Annotated in this window: 12 protein-coding genes; 7 read left to right on the top strand and 5 right to left on the bottom strand. The window is 52.4% G+C overall.

Translation table 11 applies throughout. The features are described from left to right. Nucleotides 1-376 precede the first annotated feature (376 nt). The 5 genes from pheA to K1V27_RS04565 all read left to right on the top strand — a co-directional run bounded on the left by pheA (nucleotide 377) and on the right by K1V27_RS04565 (nucleotide 5093). Nucleotides 377-1510 carry a prephenate dehydratase gene (gene pheA, locus K1V27_RS04585; protein ID WP_258928370.1) on the top strand — a complete coding sequence of 378 codons (1134 nt, stop codon included), beginning with the start codon at nucleotides 377-379 and terminating at the stop codon, nucleotides 1508-1510. Nucleotides 1511-1513: 3 nt separating this feature from the next. Next, complete coding sequence (locus tag K1V27_RS04580; protein WP_258928369.1) at nucleotides 1514-2206, top strand: type I 3-dehydroquinate dehydratase; 693 nt, start codon at nucleotides 1514-1516, stop codon at nucleotides 2204-2206. Continuing rightward, nucleotides 2203-3042 (top strand): shikimate dehydrogenase, encoded by an 840-nt coding sequence (gene aroE / locus K1V27_RS04575; protein WP_258928368.1) that lies wholly within the window; start codon nucleotides 2203-2205, stop codon nucleotides 3040-3042. Before K1V27_RS04580 ends, aroE begins: the two co-directional genes overlap by 4 nt. Beyond that, nucleotides 3035-4324 (top strand): 3-phosphoshikimate 1-carboxyvinyltransferase, encoded by a 1290-nt coding sequence (aroA, locus tag K1V27_RS04570; protein WP_258928367.1) that lies wholly within the window; start codon nucleotides 3035-3037, stop codon nucleotides 4322-4324. Before aroE ends, aroA begins: the two co-directional genes overlap by 8 nt. Before the next feature lie 292 nt (nucleotides 4325-4616). Next, nucleotides 4617-5093 (top strand): FKBP-type peptidyl-prolyl cis-trans isomerase, encoded by a 477-nt coding sequence (locus K1V27_RS04565; RefSeq protein WP_258928366.1) that lies wholly within the window; start codon nucleotides 4617-4619, stop codon nucleotides 5091-5093. Between the two features lie 52 nt (nucleotides 5094-5145). On the opposite strand, the gene K1V27_RS04560 is transcribed toward K1V27_RS04565, so the two are convergent. The 5 genes from K1V27_RS04560 to dnaN form a co-directional block, all read right to left on the bottom strand. Then, the gene (locus K1V27_RS04560) at nucleotides 5146-6582 is read right to left on the bottom strand and encodes a sensor histidine kinase (protein WP_258928365.1); all 1437 of its coding nucleotides are present in this window, start codon (nucleotides 6580-6582) and stop codon (nucleotides 5146-5148) included. After that, complete coding sequence (locus tag K1V27_RS04555) at nucleotides 6569-7615, bottom strand: NAD(P)H-dependent glycerol-3-phosphate dehydrogenase (protein ID WP_258928364.1); 1047 nt, start codon at nucleotides 7613-7615, stop codon at nucleotides 6569-6571. Before K1V27_RS04555 ends, K1V27_RS04560 begins: the two co-directional genes overlap by 14 nt. Beyond that, nucleotides 7615-10044 carry a DNA gyrase subunit A gene (gene gyrA / locus K1V27_RS04550; protein WP_258928363.1) on the bottom strand — a complete coding sequence of 810 codons (2430 nt, stop codon included), beginning with the start codon at nucleotides 10042-10044 and terminating at the stop codon, nucleotides 7615-7617. The genes K1V27_RS04555 and gyrA overlap by 1 nt, the downstream gene beginning before the upstream one ends. Nucleotides 10045-10077: 33 nt before the next feature. Continuing rightward, entirely contained in the window at nucleotides 10078-12492 is a 2415-nt protein-coding gene (gyrB, locus tag K1V27_RS04545) for a DNA topoisomerase (ATP-hydrolyzing) subunit B (RefSeq protein WP_258928362.1), read from the bottom strand. 335 nt (nucleotides 12493-12827) lie between these two features. Further along, a complete protein-coding gene (gene dnaN / locus K1V27_RS04540) occupies nucleotides 12828-14042 on the bottom strand; it encodes a DNA polymerase III subunit beta (protein ID WP_258928361.1) in 1215 nt (404 codons plus the stop codon). 617 nt (nucleotides 14043-14659) lie between these two features. On the opposite strand from dnaN, the gene K1V27_RS04535 reads away from it, so the two are divergent. Together K1V27_RS04535 and K1V27_RS04530 are read left to right on the top strand one after the other, a co-directional pair. Beyond that, complete coding sequence (locus tag K1V27_RS04535) at nucleotides 14660-16423, top strand: formate--tetrahydrofolate ligase (protein ID WP_258928360.1); 1764 nt, start codon at nucleotides 14660-14662, stop codon at nucleotides 16421-16423. A 95-nt stretch (nucleotides 16424-16518) separates the two neighbouring features. Next, a complete protein-coding gene (locus K1V27_RS04530) occupies nucleotides 16519-17409 on the top strand; it encodes a bifunctional 5,10-methylenetetrahydrofolate dehydrogenase/5,10-methenyltetrahydrofolate cyclohydrolase (RefSeq protein ID WP_258928349.1) in 891 nt (296 codons plus the stop codon). The last annotated feature ends 67 nt before the right edge of the window (nucleotides 17410-17476 follow it).

The following is a 17476-nucleotide window of genomic DNA, read 5'->3' as shown; positions in this document are numbered from 1 at the left end:
CAGATTGATCGCTCGATGGCTTCAGGAGATCGAAGGTGGCACCGCGTTGCAGGATGTTTTGCCGGTATTTTTGTTATTATTATCTGGGTGTACTCACCGGGTTGACGCCTCTGTGATTTCCCTGGTTAATTTGCCAAACGAAAGCCGCGGCGTCAGCCCGCGGCTTTTTTCTTTTCAGCCGGCTCAGACGAGCGGTTGCGGTTGGCTGTGCACATCAATGGGAGATCCTTCCTTCCGCAGTGCCGGCCTGGAATGAGGGAGTTTCCGTGCGCAAGCACCCTCGTCTTTGGATGAGGGTGTTATTGCTCCCTTACCTGACTCCTTTCACAGGGGGGGCAGAGGAGCCATGGGATTTGCTCCTGGGAACGAGATGAGTATGCATGAAGATTTGAAAACATTGAGAGACGCCATCGATGAAGTGGACCTGGAGCTTCTTCGACTTTTCAACAGGCGCATGGAACTGGCGCAGGGAGTAGGGCGACTGAAGGCTTCCAATGGTTTGGAACTGTTTGTTCCCGGCCGGGAGGAGCTCATTTTGCAAAGGCTTCTGGCTGCCAATCCGGGACCTATTTCCGAAGCTTCACTGCGCGCCATATACAAAGAAATTTTTGCCGCCTCCAGACTTCTGCAATATGTGCTGCAGGTCTCCTACCTTGGGCCCGAATGGACCTATTCCCATCTGGCCGCCCTTTCCCTGTTCGGCCATTCGGCACAATACATTTCCTGTCCCACGCTGGAAGATGTTTTCGATGCGCTGCTCAAGGGCAAGGTCCATGTAGCCGTGGTTCCCGTAGAAAATTCCCTGCAGGGCGGCGTAGGAAGAACCATGGACCTCCTGTATGAGAGAGATGTCCGCGTTCTGTCGGAATGCTACGTGGAAGTTGCCCATTGCCTTTGCAGTCACCTGGAATCCCCTCAAAGCATCAAACACCTCTTTGCGCACCCTCAGGCAATGGAACAATGCCGGCGCTGGGTGTTGGAAAATCTGCCTGATGTGGTGTGGACGGAATGCACTTCGACCGCTCAGGCGGCCCAGCTGGCCGCCAGAGATCGAGCCGGCGGAGCCATCAGCAATCTTTACGCCGCCCACCACTACGGCCTGCGCGTCCTGGAGGAAAGAATTGAAGATCATGCCGCCAATACAACCCGTTTTTTTGCCCTGTCCAATCGCCTCAACCCAAAAACCGGCAATGACAAGACCTCCGTTCTTTTTGCGGTGTCCGATGAGCCGGGTTCTCTCCATTCCGCCCTCGAGGCTTTCGCGCGCTCGGGCATCAACATGACCCGCATCGAATCCCGGCCCAATCGTCTTTTTCCCTGGCAGTATTTGTTCTACGCGGATATCGAGGGCCATCATGAAGACGACAGCGTTCGAGACGCGCTCCAGGAACTGAGGGGCAGCGTAACATTCCTGAAAATCCTTGGCTCATATGTGAAGAACGATCCCACCCATCCCATTCGTCTGGAAAAAGAAAGAATAAGACAAACCCCTCCAACGCCAGGTCATTAGAACATGGAAAGACTGAACATCTGCGGTTGTCTGTTGAATGCCTCCGAACAGGAGCTCCTGCAATACTTTAAGCATCCCGGCGTGGATCTTTTGGAATGGAGGCTGGATTCCTTCATCCATCAGCGCGGACACCGCCAAACCGTGCAGCTGCTGTCTCTGTTGAGCTCTTCCGACAGGCACCCGGTAGTAGTCACCAATCGACCCGAGCGCGAGGGTGGACTATTTGCGGGCTCGGATGAAGATCGCATGCGTCTGCTGTGGAAGGCGGCCGACCACGGGGCGGACTGGATCGACCTGGAAGATGATGTACCGCACGATCATCTCGCATACTTTCAAAAAAGCAATGCCGGACTCCTCATATCTCATCACGATTTTGGCGGGACACCCGATCAAGCGACTCTGGGCCGCCTGGCTGAAAATATGGCTGCACAAGGAGCCCGGGCCATCAAACTGGTCACTTTGGCACAAGTGCCGCAAGACAATATCAGGGTTCTCGATATGATCGGCTTCGGCAAAAAGCATTTATCCATCGATGTCATTGCCTTTTGCATGGGTCCCCTGGGCCGCTGGAGTCGCCTTGCCTGCCTTCTGCTTGGGAGTCCATGGACCTACGCCCGGTTGCCGGGACAGATCAGTGCTGCTCCAGGACAACCGACCATCGAAGAATTGCGCCGCGCATTGGAGCTGCTGGCATGATCCGACCTGTGCAAAAGGACCTGTACGCCGTTATTGGAGATCCGGTAGAACACAGCCTGAGTCCCGTCATGATGAATGCGGTCATGAGCGCTATGGGGCTGGCAGCGGTTTACCTGGCATTTCAAGCGGATGATCTGGAGGAGGCGCTGGATGTTTTGGCGCGCATCGGCCTGCGCGGCTTGAGTGTGACTCTGCCCCACAAAGAAACGGCGTATCGTCTGAGCCAGGAAGTGGATGAAACCGCCAAAACCATTGGTGCCGTTAATACCTTGAAATGGCAGATAAACCGCTGGATCGGCCGAAACACCGACTGGCTGGGTGCCAATCGGGCGCTGCGGGCGGCAACGTCTTTGAACGCAAAGCGTGTCGCCGTCATTGGAGCAGGGGGAGTGGCCAGAGCGGTAACCTTCGGACTGAAACGGGAACAGGCTGAGGTCATTATTTTCAATCGAGGAATAGAGCGGGGACGAACACTGGCTGAACAATTCGACTGTCAATTTTATCCGCTGGACGAACTGACCGCCGTCGCAGAACAGCTTCCTTTTGATATTGTTGTGCAATGCACCTCGATTGGACTGGCCGGATCGGATTCAGTACAGCTGGTGGCCGATTCCTTTTTCAGACCGCCCATGGTGGTCATGGATACGGTCTATCGGCCATTATACACGCCTTTCCTGCGAGCCGCTCAAAAAGTTGGATGTACGACCATAACCGGGCTCGACATGCTGTTGCATCAGGGAGTTGCCCAATTGCAGTGGTGGTTCGAGCGAGCCATACCGCAAGAGGCTGTAGGACTAATGAAGAACGCTTTGCAAGAGGCTCTTTCTCATGAGTGAAAGCGTGAAAAAAATAGGCACCGTGTCAAAGGTGAATTGTGCAATTGGGCTGCCGGGATCAAAATCGGTAACTCACCGGGCATTGCTGATGGCGGCCCTGGCTGACGGCAAAAGCGTGATAAGAAACCCCCTCAAAGCGGAAGACACACTGCTGACGGCCGGGGCATTACGCCAGTTGGGCGCAGAAATCAATTGGGACGATGAGCAGGAAACGCTTTGCGTAATTCCTCCGCAACACCGCTGGCGTGAGCCCGCAAAACCCATCCTACTGGGTAACAGTGGAACCAGCATGCGTCTGTTGCTGGGACTGACGGCAACGGGTTCAGGTAGATTTCTGCTGGACGGCAGTGCGCGCCTGCGTGAACGTCCCATCGATCCGATTCTCAAGGCTTTGGGAACCCTGGGAATCCAATACCGCTGTTTGGGGGTGCCGGGCTTTCCTCCGGTAGAAATCCAAAGCCGCGGACTGCGCGGCGGTGAAGTGGTGATCGATGCCAGCCAGAGCAGCCAGTTTCTGTCGGCCTTGCTGATTGCATCGCCCTGCGCTCAGAGTGAAATGCGCATCGGCTGGCGGCAGCCCGTGGCGTCTTTTCCCTACGTGCAACTGACCTTGACCATGATGGAAAAGCTCGGGATGAAATACCAGTGGTTAAGTGCTCAACAAATTGCCGTGCCCGCACCGCAAAACTATCCCCCTCTGGATTATCAGGTCGAAGCGGACTGTTCTTCGGCTTCCTACTTCTGGGCGGCCGCCGCCCTCACCCGGGGTGAAGTCTACACTTACCCGGTTTCCCCCGGTAGCTCTCAAGGCGACTGCCGATTACTGGAAGTGCTGGAGCGAATGGGTTGCACGATAGAGTGGGAGGAACGGGGCGTCCGAGTCAGGGGAGGCGAGTCATTGCAGGCCATTGATCTGGACATGAACGACATCCCCGACATGGTGCCAACCATAGCGGTGGTGGCGGCCTGCGCCGAGGGACGCAGCCACATTCGCAATGTGGCTCATCTGCGGGTAAAAGAATCGGACCGTCTGCACGTGGTGGCCATGGAATTGGAAAAATTTGCCGTGCCGGTTCGGGAACTGCCCGATGGGTTGGTGATTGAAGGAGGCAAAGCCAGACCTCCACAAACACCGGTTGAATCCCATGACGACCATCGAATTGCCATGGCATTTGCAGTGCTGGGGCTTGTGGTAGAAGGGGTTGCCATCCAGGGCGCGGAAGCTGTCGGAAAGTCGTTCCCCTCCTTCTGGGAGAACTTTGAGCTGCTGGGGAGCGCCTGACCGGATCGGCCGCCGGACCCGGCACAGATGAGGTGAGCGGAGCGACATCGCTGACTACAGCTCCACACAATAGAGTGCCCAAAATGCAGCGGGCAAATGAATTAACCCTTTGATATCATGGAGCAGCCTTGACTTTGTTCCGCTCACCGCCTAAGTTAAAACAACTGAAAGCAACGTTAGCGTTTTTCACCGGGAAATTTCCATCGAGAACTCCCAAGAGAATTCCAGCAATGATGAGTATCATACGGAGGTAACGTTGGTTTCACAATTCACTACCTTTAAGGAGAAAACAATGAACAAAGCGGAAAAGGGAAAGTTTGTTAAAGTCCACTATACCGGAAAATATGAAAACGGAGAGGTTTTCGATTCCAGTTCGGGGTGCGAACCGTTGGAAGTGCAATTGGGCTGCGGCCAGGTGATACCCGGCTTTGAAAAGGCTTTGGAAGGAATGCAGCCCAACGAGAAGAAGAGCTTCACGTTGGAACCTTCACAAGCTTACGGCGAGCGCAATGACGACCTGGAGCAAAGCTTTCAGCGCTCTGATTTTCCCGATGATTTCAGTCCCGAAGTGGGTCAGGTACTGGTCCTTCAAACCCCCGAGCAAGGGCAGTTCCCTGCCACAGTCAAAGCTTTGCAGGGGGACAGCGTGGTTCTCGATCTCAACCATCCCCTGGCGGGAAAATCCATCACGTTTGATGTTGAAGTGACCGAAGTAAACGATCAACCGACCGCAGCAAGCGCCTGCGGTTGCGGCTGTTCCTGTTCCTGATCGAGACAACACACCGCATGGATAACAGAGCCGGCCGTGCAAACCGGCTTTGTTATTTTGACCCATCAAGCTCGGTTTTGACCTGGGCCGCATCCTTCAGGGGCAGCACAAAGTAGAAAACGTTGCCGTAGCGCTGGGGCTCACAGCCCACAATTCCACCATGGATTTCCACAACATTGCGAACAAAATGCAGACCGTGCCCACCTCCCCGCTCCTGCCGAGCGCCGGAGGTTCTGTACCCCTCCTCAAAAACCTTGGCCGCCTGCTGCTCCGTAAGAGGTTTGCCCGTGGTGAAAAAATTGAAGCGCACACCGCTGGTATTCTCACCAAAAAAATTCGCCAGAATTTCCCGATTATAGGAAACCAGCTTGATTCTATGGCCCAGTTGATCTTCAACCCGGTGTGTGTATTTCAAGGCATTGGAAAACAAGTTGTCGAAAACCTGGGATATGAGGCCTTTGTCGACAAACAGGGTGATCTCCTCATCGGGAACATCTTCAAACATATTATCCACCACTATTCCCTTCTTCTCAAACATGGGAATGTAGCGGTCCAGCAGAGGCTGAATAATTTCCGTCCTAAAATTGCATGGCTGCTTCCTCAGAACATACGTCCCCTTTTCGAAATGGTCGCGCCGCATGAGCGTTTCCAGAAACAGGCTGGTGTGCTCATAATGCCTGGATAAAGCATTGGTTTCTTCGCGCAGTTTTGCGGTATTCTTGACCAGATGACGGTGGAGCTTGCCGATCTCTTTGAGGGACGGATGGTCGCGTCCCAGGAAAAGCACCAAATCCCCCAACTGCTGCTGAATCTGAGAGTATTCCTGGATTATTCTGTTCAAGCGTATGAGAAACAACTTGTAATACATGTTGGGTGAGATGACGTTGTGCTCGATGTCGGCCACCAACTGATTGATGAACTTGATATGATTGATGTTCTGCTCGATGAGCAATTTTTGGTGTAAATTGTAGCCGATGCGGTTGGTGAATTTCTCGAAGAAGAAGTGTTCCTGAGCGTCGACTTTCTCTTTGGGATATATTTCAAAGACCCCCAGAATGCTCCCCCGGCTGTGAAATGGAATCCATCGGGTAAGGGCCTCGTTACCCCGAATCGGGTAAACCCACGCGGATTCCGTTTGATAAGGCTCCTCGCTGAGCTCAAGCGACGCATCGACGCGATTTTTTAATGGAATCAGTCCCGAATCGGTTGTGCAGACTTTTTCCGGACGACCGGATTTCATGTTCAAAACGTACAAGCGGCTCTCCAAATCGAAGAAGACCTTGGGAACGGCGACACACACCTGGTACAAATATTCCAGGCTGGTGTACTCCTGGGCTAGATCAAAAAAAGTGGCAAAAGCTTCCTCCTGGAGCCGTTCAAAGTTGTAGCGCTCGTAACTTTCCTTCTTTTCCTTGACACGCAGATAGATGTCTCTAAACGAATCGGGTTGCATGGCTGAAACCTTGGTCATCGGGTCACTGGCAGGCATCCCGCATCATTTCCCAGGAGACTTCCAGTTCATGTTTTAGATCGCGATCCATCAATTCCCGCACAGCAAGCAGAGGGTTCTTATTTTCGAACAATACCTGGTAAACCTGCTCCGAGATGGGCATATCCACCTCTTTCTTCTGCGCCAGAAAGTGAACGGATCTGGCGGTCTTCACGCCTTCGGCAACCATCCTCATTTCACCCAGGATTTCCTCGAGGGTTCGCCCCTGACCCAGTTGCATTCCCACGGTGCGGTTGCGGCTGAGGTCACCCGTACAGGTCAAAACCAGATCCCCGATCCCCGAAAGTCCTGAAAAGGTCAATGGATGGGCGCCCATCTTTACCCCCAGTCGGGAGATCTCGGCAAGCCCGCGTGTGATCAGCGCGGCACGCGTGTTGAAGCCGAATCCCAAACCGTCGCTGGCACCCGCCGCCAGGGCAATCACATTCTTGAGCGCGCCGGCGAGTTCCAGCCCGGTTTTGTCCAAGCTGGTGTAGACTCTGAAAAAAGCAGTGGAAAAAACCCTCTGCAGGGTTTTGGCAAGATCCAGATCATCGGCGGCCACGGTGATCGCCGTGGGCATCTTCTGAATCACTTCGCGCGCAAACGTCGGGCCTCCCAGACTGGCGATCCGGGCGAAACCGCTCGCCGGCAGAAGCTCCTGCCAGATGCCTGACATGGTGAGCAGGGTCTCATTTTCGATGCCTTTGGTGGCGCTCACGATGATCGTGTTTTGGCTGAGAAAAGGAAGCATTTGACTGGCTACATTGCGGTACACATGCGACGGAACCACCATCACCAGCAAGGCATGATCGGCCACAACCTGCTGCAGGTCATTGTGCGGCAGAATATTTTCGTGCAGCGGGAAGCCGGGCAGATAAAACGCATTTTCCCGTTTCCCTGCAATGATCTCGCACAGATCCTGTTCATACACCCACAGGTCTACCTGGTACCCTTTTTCGGCCAAAACCTGCGCCAGTGTCGTACCCCAGCTCCCCGCTCCGACAACCCCGATGGAGTCACTAACATTCATCACGCTTCCTCGTCCTCCCCATTTTCTTCGGGCTCGAGCAGCACAGCAAGATCCGATACCTTTTCGCCTTCGTCCAGACCGATCAGCTTGACACCCTGGGTCACTCGTCCGATTTTGCTTATTTGGGCCACCGGTGAACGGATCAACCGCCCGCGATCAGTAATTATGAGGATTTCATCTTCTTCCCCCACCTGGCGAAAGCCGACCACTTTGCCATTGCGTTCGGTCACCCGAATATTCATCACTCCTTTGCCGGCACGTCCCTGGCTACGATAGGCTTCATTGGGAGTGCGCTTGCCAAAGCCCTTTTCAGTAACCACCAGGATCGACTTGCCTTCGTCTATGACGTCCATGCCGACCAATTCACTGCCATCCAGATTCATTCCTCGAACACCTCGAGTCACCCGTCCCAGGGGGCGAAAATCCTTTTCATCCATGCGGATGGACTTGCCGGCTTTGGACATCAGAAAAAGATGCTGGTTGCCGTCGGTGATGCGAGCACAAATGAGCTCGTCGTCATCGTCAAGCACGACAGCCTTGATGCCATTACTGCGCGGGTTAGCGTACTGGGTCAGATCGGTCTTCTTGATGATACCGTTCCTAGTGGCCATGACGGCATAATGGTCTTCTTTGAATTCCTTGACGGGCAGTATGGTCTGGATTTTCTCTCCCGGCTGCAGGGGAAGTAAATTGACAATGGCTTTTCCAATGGCGGCCGGCCCCACTTCTGGAATCTCATACACTTTGAGCCAGTAGACCTGCCCCCGATTGGTGAAAACCAGCAGGTAATCATGCGTGGAGGCGGTGAACACAATGGCCACTACATCCTCCTCCCGCGTGCTCATCCCGCTTCGTCCGCGTCCCCCCCGCCTCTGACTGCGATAGATGGAAAGCGGCGTCCGCTTCACGTATCCGGCGCGTGAAATGGTGACCACCATTTCTTCTTCAGCAATGAGGTCCTCGATGCATATTTCCCCTGTTTCGGCTATGATTTCCGTCTTGCGCTTGTCGCCGTATTGTTCCCGAAGTTCGTTTATTTCCTCGCGGATCACTTGATCAACCAGAGCCGGTGAGGCCAAAATCTGTCTCAGTCTTTCGATCTCCTTAATGATTTGTTGATATTCTTCAAGGATTTTTTCCCGTTCCAGACCGGTCAACCGCTGCAGGCGCATGTCCAAAATCGCCTGCGCCTGCACGTCGCTGAACTCAAAGCGCTGGATCAGTCCGGCTTTCGCTTCTTGCGGATTGACGGCGGCACGAATCATCTGGATGACCTCGTCCAGGTGCTCGAGGGCGCGCTTCAAACCTTCCAGGATGTGGGCCCGTTTTTCGGCCTGCCTGAGCTCATATTGTGTCCGCCTGACGACAACTTCACGTCTGAAGTCGAGGAAGTGCTGCAGCACTTCCTTAAGGTTTAAAACCAGGGGCTTGTTGTCTACGACGGCCAGCATGATGACACCGAAGCTGCTTTCCAGAACGGTGTGCTTGAAAAGATGATTTTCTATCACCTTGGGCTCTTCCCCCTGACGCAGAGTGATCACGATGCGCATGCCCTTGCGGTCGGATTCGTCGCGGATGTCGGTGATGCCGTCGATTTTCTTCAGTTTGACCAGTTCAGCTATTCTTTCCAGAAGTTTTGCTTTATTCACCTGGTAGGGTAATTCGGTCACAATGAGGTGCTGTCTCTTACCGAACTCCTCCACCTCGACGCGGGCACGCATTTTGATCACGCCCCTGCCTTGCTCGTAAGCCTGTCTGATTCCTTCCAGCCCGTAAATGAATCCGGCGGTGGGGAAGTCGGGTCCGGGAATATGCTTCATCAGCTCACTGATGTTGATGTCCTTGTCATCGAGAAGGGCCAGCAGGCCATTGCAGAGCTCTTTAAGATTGTGCGGCGGAATATTGGTGGCCATTCCCACCGCAATACCGGCCGAACCGTTCAGCAGCAGGTTCGGGACACGGCCCGGCAATACCGTCGGTTCAAGGAGAGTGTTGTCATAGTTGGGTTGAAAAAGTACCGTCTCCTTTTCGATGTCCCGCATGAACTCATGCCCCAACCGGGCCATGCGAACCTCGGTATAACGCATGGCTGCAGGCGGGTCGCCGTCCACCGAACCAAAATTCCCCTGACCGTCAACCACCGGGTAGCGCATCGAGAAATCTTGCGCCATTCTCACCAGCGCGTCGTAGACGGCCGAATCTCCATGGGGATGGTACTTACCAATGACATCACCAACAATGCGCGCCGACTTTTTGTAGGGTTTGTTGAAATCGTTTTTGAGCTCGTGCATGGCATACAGGATGCGCCGATGAACGGGCTTCAATCCATCCCTTACATCGGGAATGGCGCGCCCGATGATAACACTCATGGCGTAGTCAAGATATGAGAGCTTGATTTCGTCTTCGATATTGATCGTTTTGAGTTCCATGCAATCCTTCCCTGTGCGGGCTGCTTTAAATCACTATATATCCAGTTCCCTGAAATCCAGCGCATTATACTGGATGAAGTCACGCCTGGGCTCCACTTTATCCCCCATCAAAGTAGTGAAAAGCTCATCTGCCATATAGAGGTCTTCTACCCGTACTTGAAGCAGAGTCCGCTTATCGGGGTTCATGGTAGTCTCCCACAGCTGTTCGGGATTCATTTCTCCCAGACCTTTGTAGCGCTGAATGCTGGTCCCTTTTCTGGCCTCATCCATGAGGAATTGAAACAGCCGGCGCGGATCATCAAATTTCTCCTCCCCCTGAGAATCCTTGACCACATAGGGGACTTCATGGAGCATTTCAAGCTGTTCGTAGAGTTCGAGAAGCTTCTTGAATTCCACCGACTGCAGAAACTCGTAGCTAAGCCGAAAGCGCTCCTGCCCGTTGGTCGGCTGCCAGATCTCCAAGTCGTAGCCACGTTGTTCCTCCTCGATTTCAATCGAAGACACATCATACCCTGCCTGCTCGAGCTCGCTTTTGAGGACCGCCATGCTTTCGTGCTCGGTGGGGGACAGGCGTTGCTCGCTGAAGGTTTCAATGACCTTCTCCAGTAAGCCTTTATGAATCCCCTTTTTGCTCTGGCGTTCCAGCCATTCATCGTAGCGTGCAAAGGTCTTCATCAATTCAATGAGACGTTCGGCCGGCAGCGGTTCACCTTGGCTGGGAAGAAAGACTTCTTTCCTGTTGGTAGCCCTTTGGAGCAGAAAGGCGTTCAGTTCCTCGTCGTCTTTCATGTAGTATTCTTGTTTGCCGATGGCCACGCGATACAGGGGCGGCTGGGCAATGAAGAGATTGCCACGCTCGATCAACTCGGGCATCATGCGAAAGAAGAAAGTGAGCAGAAGCGTGCGTATGTGGGCACCGTCGACGTCCGCGTCCGTCATGATGACCGTCTTGTGGTAACGCAGTTTATCCGGATCATATTCATCTTTGCCGATGCCTGTGCCAAGGGCTGAAATCATCGTCCTTATTTCCTGGTTCTCAAGCATCTTGTCAAAGCGCGCTTTTTCAACGTTGAGAATCTTTCCGCGCAGCGGCAGGATGGCTTGAAACTTCCGGTCCCGGCCCTGTTTGGCAGAACCGCCGGCCGAATCTCCCTCCACAATGAATATTTCACTCCTGGCAGGATCGCGCTCCTGACAGTCCGCCAATTTTCCCGGCAGAGAATGATCGCTCAAAATACCTTTACGGCGGGTCAGTTCACGGGCTCTGCGGGCGGCCTCACGGGCACGGGCGGCATCCAGGATCTTTTCCAGTATGATCTTGATCTCTTTGGGATTCTCTTCAAAAAAGATGGAGAGTTTCTCGTAGATCAGGTTTTCGACGAGGCCTTTCACTTCACTGTTGCCCAGCTTCGTTTTGGTTTGCCCCTCAAATTGAGGCTGCGGCAACTTGACGCTCACGATGGCGGTTAGGCCTTCGCGTACGTCATCCCCGGTCAGCTTATCGACATCCGCCTTGGGCATTTTGCTCTGAGTGGCGTACTGTTTGATGGCTCGGGTGAGGCCGGTTTTGAATCCCACCAGATGGGCTCCACCTTCCCGCGTGTTGATGTTATTGGCAAAGGTGAAAATTTTTTCATTGTAGGTCCTGTTGTACTGCATGGCCATTTCGATGGTGACAGACTGTCTTTCTCCACTGATTTCAATGATTTCTGGATGGAGAGGCTCCTTGTTCTTGTTGAGATACTCGACGAAGGATCGCAGCCCGCCTTCGTAACAGTAACTCCTTTCTCTGGCGATGGCTTCATCAGAAAGATCGATGCACACACCACGATTCAGAAACGCGAGTTCACGCATCCGCTGTGCAATGATATCGAAGCTGATCTGGGTTTCGGCAAAAATGAGCGGGTCGGGCTTGAAAGTGATTTTGGTACCGCGTCGCTTCGTCTCTCCTGTGACGCTTACGGGAGTGACGGTAATGCCCCGTTCATAACGCTGATGGTAAACCTTGCCGTCCCGGCGTATCTCGACCTCCAGATACTCGCTCAATGCATTGACCACCGAAACGCCCACTCCGTGAAGACCACCCGACACCTTGTAGCTATTGGCATCGAACTTTCCTCCGGCGTGCAATTTGGTCATGACCACCTCGACCGCCGGCAGGTTCTCCTTTTCATGCAAGTCGACCGGAATCCCACGACCGTTGTCTTCTACCGTGATGCTTCCATCCAGATGAAGCTGTACTCGAATGTTGTCACAGTAACCGGCCAGGGCCTCGTCAATGCTGTTATCCACCACTTCGTAAACGAGGTGGTGCAGCCCTTCGGTCGAGACATTGCCGATGTACATTGAAGGCCGCTTTCTAACTGCGGTGAGACCTTCCAATACAGTGATCTGCTCCGCTGTATAGCTGCCGTGTGAACTCGTTTCACTCCTGTTCATTTCTGTCATAAGGACCTCATCCGGACATTAGGATTGATGGATTGGGCACCACCAACGCCGTTTCCCTGGTATGCGCAACCTGCAAGACAGGTAAGTTGATCGCCCATTTCTGAACAAATGATAAAAATATAGTAAAATCTTGCTATTAAGAGAACCGCTCAGGGCTTTGGAACGTTCTTCCACCAAAGAGTGCTCCACGGCACTAAAAACAGTTTAGTATAGCTTTTTTATTCTATTGTTTCAATTTACTTTTCAGGCTCGAATGGGGAAGGGCGTTGCGCTTGCCGTGTTCGTTGAAATCCAATCACGGCAAGTTGAGTTGAGGGAATTAAGCCAGCAGGAGTCTATACCACCATTGGCATAATCAGGCTAAAGTAGGCAGGATCATCCGGTGCCAAAAAAACACCGCCATGGAATTGGTCAACCCATTCAAATCGCACCTGGCTGCTTTCCATCGCCTGAACAGTATCCAAAACATAGCGAATATTAAAAGCCACCGTGAAATCACCTCCTTGATAATCAATATCCAAAAGGTCATTGGCTACCCCAATGTCCTGGCTTCCCGCTTCCAGTTCCAAGCTTCCTTCACGGATGATAAACCTTACGTGGCGCCACTTTTGGTCGGTCAACACCGCCATTCGTTTTAGAGCAGAATGAAGGTTTTCCCAATTCACCTGGAAAGCAAAGGGCCTTTCCTCGGGTATTATCATCTGATATTCAGGAAATTCGGCTTCTAACAGCTGAATACTGAGAAGGCTGTCTTCAGTCTTCAACATCAAACAGTTTTCGAAAATCCCCAAAGAAGCTTCCTTTTCCTTTTCTAAAATACGCAGGATTTCGTGGACTCCCTTGCGCGGAATGATGACACCCTTCCCCAACTGCAATTTGTTGAATTGCTCACCCGGAATTTCCACGTAACTCAAGCGATGCCCATCGGACGACACGAAGCGCAACCGTTCGGATTCGGTCGGATGCCACAAAAGTCCTGCAACACTGAAGGGATCCTCTTCTGCCGGAATTCCATAGGAAGTCTTGTCTAAAGCACTTTTTAGCACCTTGGCATCACACTTCAGGTATTCAATTTCCTGGTAAAAATTCATGTGAGGATAATCTTCCCAGGGAATCGTTGCCAGTTCAAACCTGGAACGTCCTGCCAGAACCATAAGTCGCTGATTGGGCAAAAGTTCCAACAGGATCTGTTCTTGCGGGAGCTCTCTAGTAATTTCCAGTAATTTACGTGCTGCTACGCTGATGGATCCCGGTTCTTGTATCTGTGCCGTAAATTGAGTCCAAAAGCTCAGCTCAAGATCTGTGGCCGAAATTTCAACCACCTGTTGATCGGTTGCCTTCAACAGCAAGTTGGCCAGGATTGGCATATTGCTCTTCTTCTCAGTAATGTTTTGAACTTTTTGCAGGGCACTCACCAGTGAAGGTGTCTGAACTGAAATTTTCATCATGATTCTTTCTTGATCGGTTAGCTCTATTTGTTGACTCCAGGCAACGGATTTCAAATCATTGGGGTGCTGGTCTACTTGATTGTTTCTCTTATATATTTTCAAGATCAACCATCATATTTATACTCTGTTCAAATGTCAAAAACTTTATTATCCAGCTAATATTGCAGAAAAAACTAGTGAACAATCAGTGCTCATTGGGTGAACAGATGTGGCAGCCCTCGGTCTGCGTCGATATTTTTCAACAAAAGCTGCACATACCGCTGACAGAAATGAACAGGTTTTGAACAGAGTTTTGAAAAGTACCCGGCCATCTGGATGGAGCTGCAGAAGAGGTTCGGCAAGAGTGATAGCAAGGCTGACGCGGGCATTCGATGCTGCAGTGAGTGTGGCGTTTTCCCCTTGACAAAGAAATCCGGCTCAAGTAGGGTTGCGCTGTATTGTGAAAAAAATATCTTGTATGAATTTTTGGGCGAGGCAGAAGAAACGTTGGTGACAGCCCGACCTCTTAAACTTAAAACCGGCCTGATTTCTCCATTTTCTCATCGTCTTACTTGTAACAGAAGTTAGCTGCGAATCGTATCCATATCTATGGGCCACTGTATAAAAAGAAAAGGGAGGTGAAAACAGCGCATTGCACCGAGATTGTTGGCTGGAGTAAAATGCTACGATGCAAATGTTCATCTGGATAATGCCCCAAATCGAAAAGGAGGAGTATAAACATGCCCTATAATGCGGTAGAAATGAAAGACTGGCAGATTTCCGACGAAGCGGAAAAGAACATGCCCACCCCCAAGGATTGGCAGGAAAAGTTGGGCCTGAAAGATGACGAGGTCATCCCTGCGGGTAGATTATGCCGACTTGACTTCATTAACATCATGAATCGTCTCAAAGACAAACCCGATGGAAAATACATCGAAGTTACCGCAATTACCCCCACTCCGCTTGGAGAAGGGAAAAGCACTACCTCCTGCGGTCTCATGGAAGGTTTGGGGAAACGTGGAGTGAACGTTGGTGGTTGCTTGCGCCAACCCTCCGGTGGCCCCACCATGAACATCAAGGGCACCGCCGCGGGCGGCGGCAATTCATTGCTGATTCCCATGACCGAATTTTCCATGGGTCTTACGGGCGACATCAACGATATCATGAATGCTCACAACCTGGCCATGGTTGCCCTCACCGCCCGCATGCAACACGAAAGAAACTACACTGATGAGCAGTTGCAGCGATTGACCAAGATGCGCCGCTTGGACGTCGACCCAACCCGTATTGAAATGGGCTGGATCATTGATTTTTGCGCCCAGGCCCTGCGCAATATCGTCATCGGGCTGGGGGGACGGTTTGACGGTTTCACCATGCAATCGAGATTCGGTATTGCGGTAAGTTCCGAATTGATGGCCATTCTTTCCATTGTCAGGGACCTGCCGGACCTCAGGGAAAGACTGGATAACATCACGGTGGCCTTTGACAAGACCGGCAAGCCTGTGACTACCAAAGATTTGGAAGTCGGCGGCGCCATGACCGCTTTCATGCGCAACACCATCAACCCCACTCTGATGTGCACTGCCGAATACCAGCCTTGTATGGTTCACGCCGGACCGTTCGCCAATATTGCGGTAGGCCAGTCTTCCATCATTGCCGACCGGGTTGGCCTCAAGCTGTTTGATTATCATGTCACCGAAAGCGGTTTCGCAGCCGACATCGGGTTCGAAAAATTCTGGAACGTGAAATGCCGTTTCAGCGGGTTGAAGCCTCACGTGTCCGTTCTGACGACAACCATTCGGGCCCTCAAAATGCATGGTGGCGGTCCCAAGGTTGTTGCCGGTCTTCCTTTACCGGAAGAATACACCAAGGAAAACCTGCAACTGCTGGAAAAAGGCATTCCCAATATGGTGCACCACATCAACACCATTCGCAAATCCGGCATGAATCCGGTCGTTTGCATCAATGCCTTCCATACCGATACCAAAGACGAGATCGCTCTAGTGCGCAAGCATGCCGAAGCTGCCGGTGCCCGTTGTGCATTGTCCGAGCACTGGGCCAAGGGCGGAGAAGGTGCGTTGGAATTCGCCGACGCCGTCATCGATGCGTGTAACGAAAAGAGCGAATTCAAGTTCCTCTATCCCATGGAGATGAAACTGCGGGATCGTGTCGCCATGATCGCCAAAGAGGTTTACGGTGCCGATGGTGTTTCCTGGACTCCGGAAGCGGAAGCCAAAGCCAAAATGCTGGAAGCGGATTCCAAGTATGACGATTTTGCCACTATGATGGTGAAAACCCATTTGAGCCTCACTCATGATCCGGCGGTGAAGGGCGTTCCCAAGGGATGGACTCTGCCGATTCGCGACGTTTTGATCTACTCCGGTGCCAAGTTCCTTTGTCCGTGTGCCGGCGCCATCAGCCTGATGCCTGGAACTTCTTCGGATCCTGCGTTCCGCCGCATCGATGTGGATACCAAAACGGGTAAGGTGATGGGATTGTTCTAACGCGCAGCCCGATGATATCCTATAGTTAACCACGAGGACTCTGTCATGGGCGGGGCAGACCATGCCCTGCCCGTCATTTTTAAGGAGGAATAACTATGCCGGCTAAATTGCTCAAAGGTGCCGAGGTAGCTAAGGAAATTCGAGCCGAGCTGAAGAAAGAAGTCGAGAGTTTGAAGGAAAAACACGGAGTGGTGCCGGGTTTGGTGACTATCCTGGTGGGAGAAAATCCAGCTTCTCAAAGCTATGTCAGAGCCAAGCAAAAAACAGCCCATGAACTGGGTTTCCATTCCGTTCAGGACAATCAGCCCGCCGACCTGAGTGAAGACAAACTGCTGGCGTTGATTGATAAGTACAATAAAGATCCACAAATTGATGGAATTCTTGTCCAGTTGCCTCTCCCTAAGGGTGTGAATGAAAATAAAATTCTGCTGGCAATCGATCCGAGCAAGGATGTCGATGCATTCCATCCGGTGAACGTAGGCAAACTGATGATCGGTGAACCCGATTATCTGCCCTGTACCCCTGCCGGCATTCAAGAGCTGCTGATTCGTTCGGGCACCGAGGTGTCGGGAGCTGAAGTAGCGGTGGTGGGTCGTTCGAACATTGTCGGCAAGCCGATTGCTGTGATGCTCATGCAGAAGGGCCCAGGGGCCAACGCGACGGTTACCGTATGTCACACCCGGACAAAAGATGTCAAGTTTCACACCAAGCGTGCGGACATCGTTATTGCGGCGGCCGGCGTGACGGAATATGTCAAGGGTGATATGATTAAGCCCGGTGCTGTGGTCATCGATGTCGGTGTAAACGAAGTGGGCAAAACCGCTGACGGCAAGAGAATCTTAAAGGGTGATGTGGCTTTTGACGAAGCGGTGGAAGTCGCCAGCGCCATCACTCCTGTTCCGGGCGGCGTGGGACCGATGACCATCACCATGCTCATGAAGAACACGGTTCGAGGCTGCAAGCTGCACCATAACATCAAAGACTAACGCAACTGCTACCGTCATTATCAAATATCGGCCCGTGGGAAACCTTTCCACGGGTTTTTTTGTTTGG

It is taken from the genome of Desulfoferrobacter suflitae (assembly GCF_022603395.1).
GTDB classification, from domain to species: Bacteria; Desulfobacterota; Syntrophobacteria; order Syntrophobacterales; family Syntrophobacteraceae; genus Desulfoferrobacter; species Desulfoferrobacter suflitae.
The sequence above is the reverse complement of the archived record's forward strand: the minus strand, read 5'-3'. Positions and strand labels throughout refer to the sequence as shown.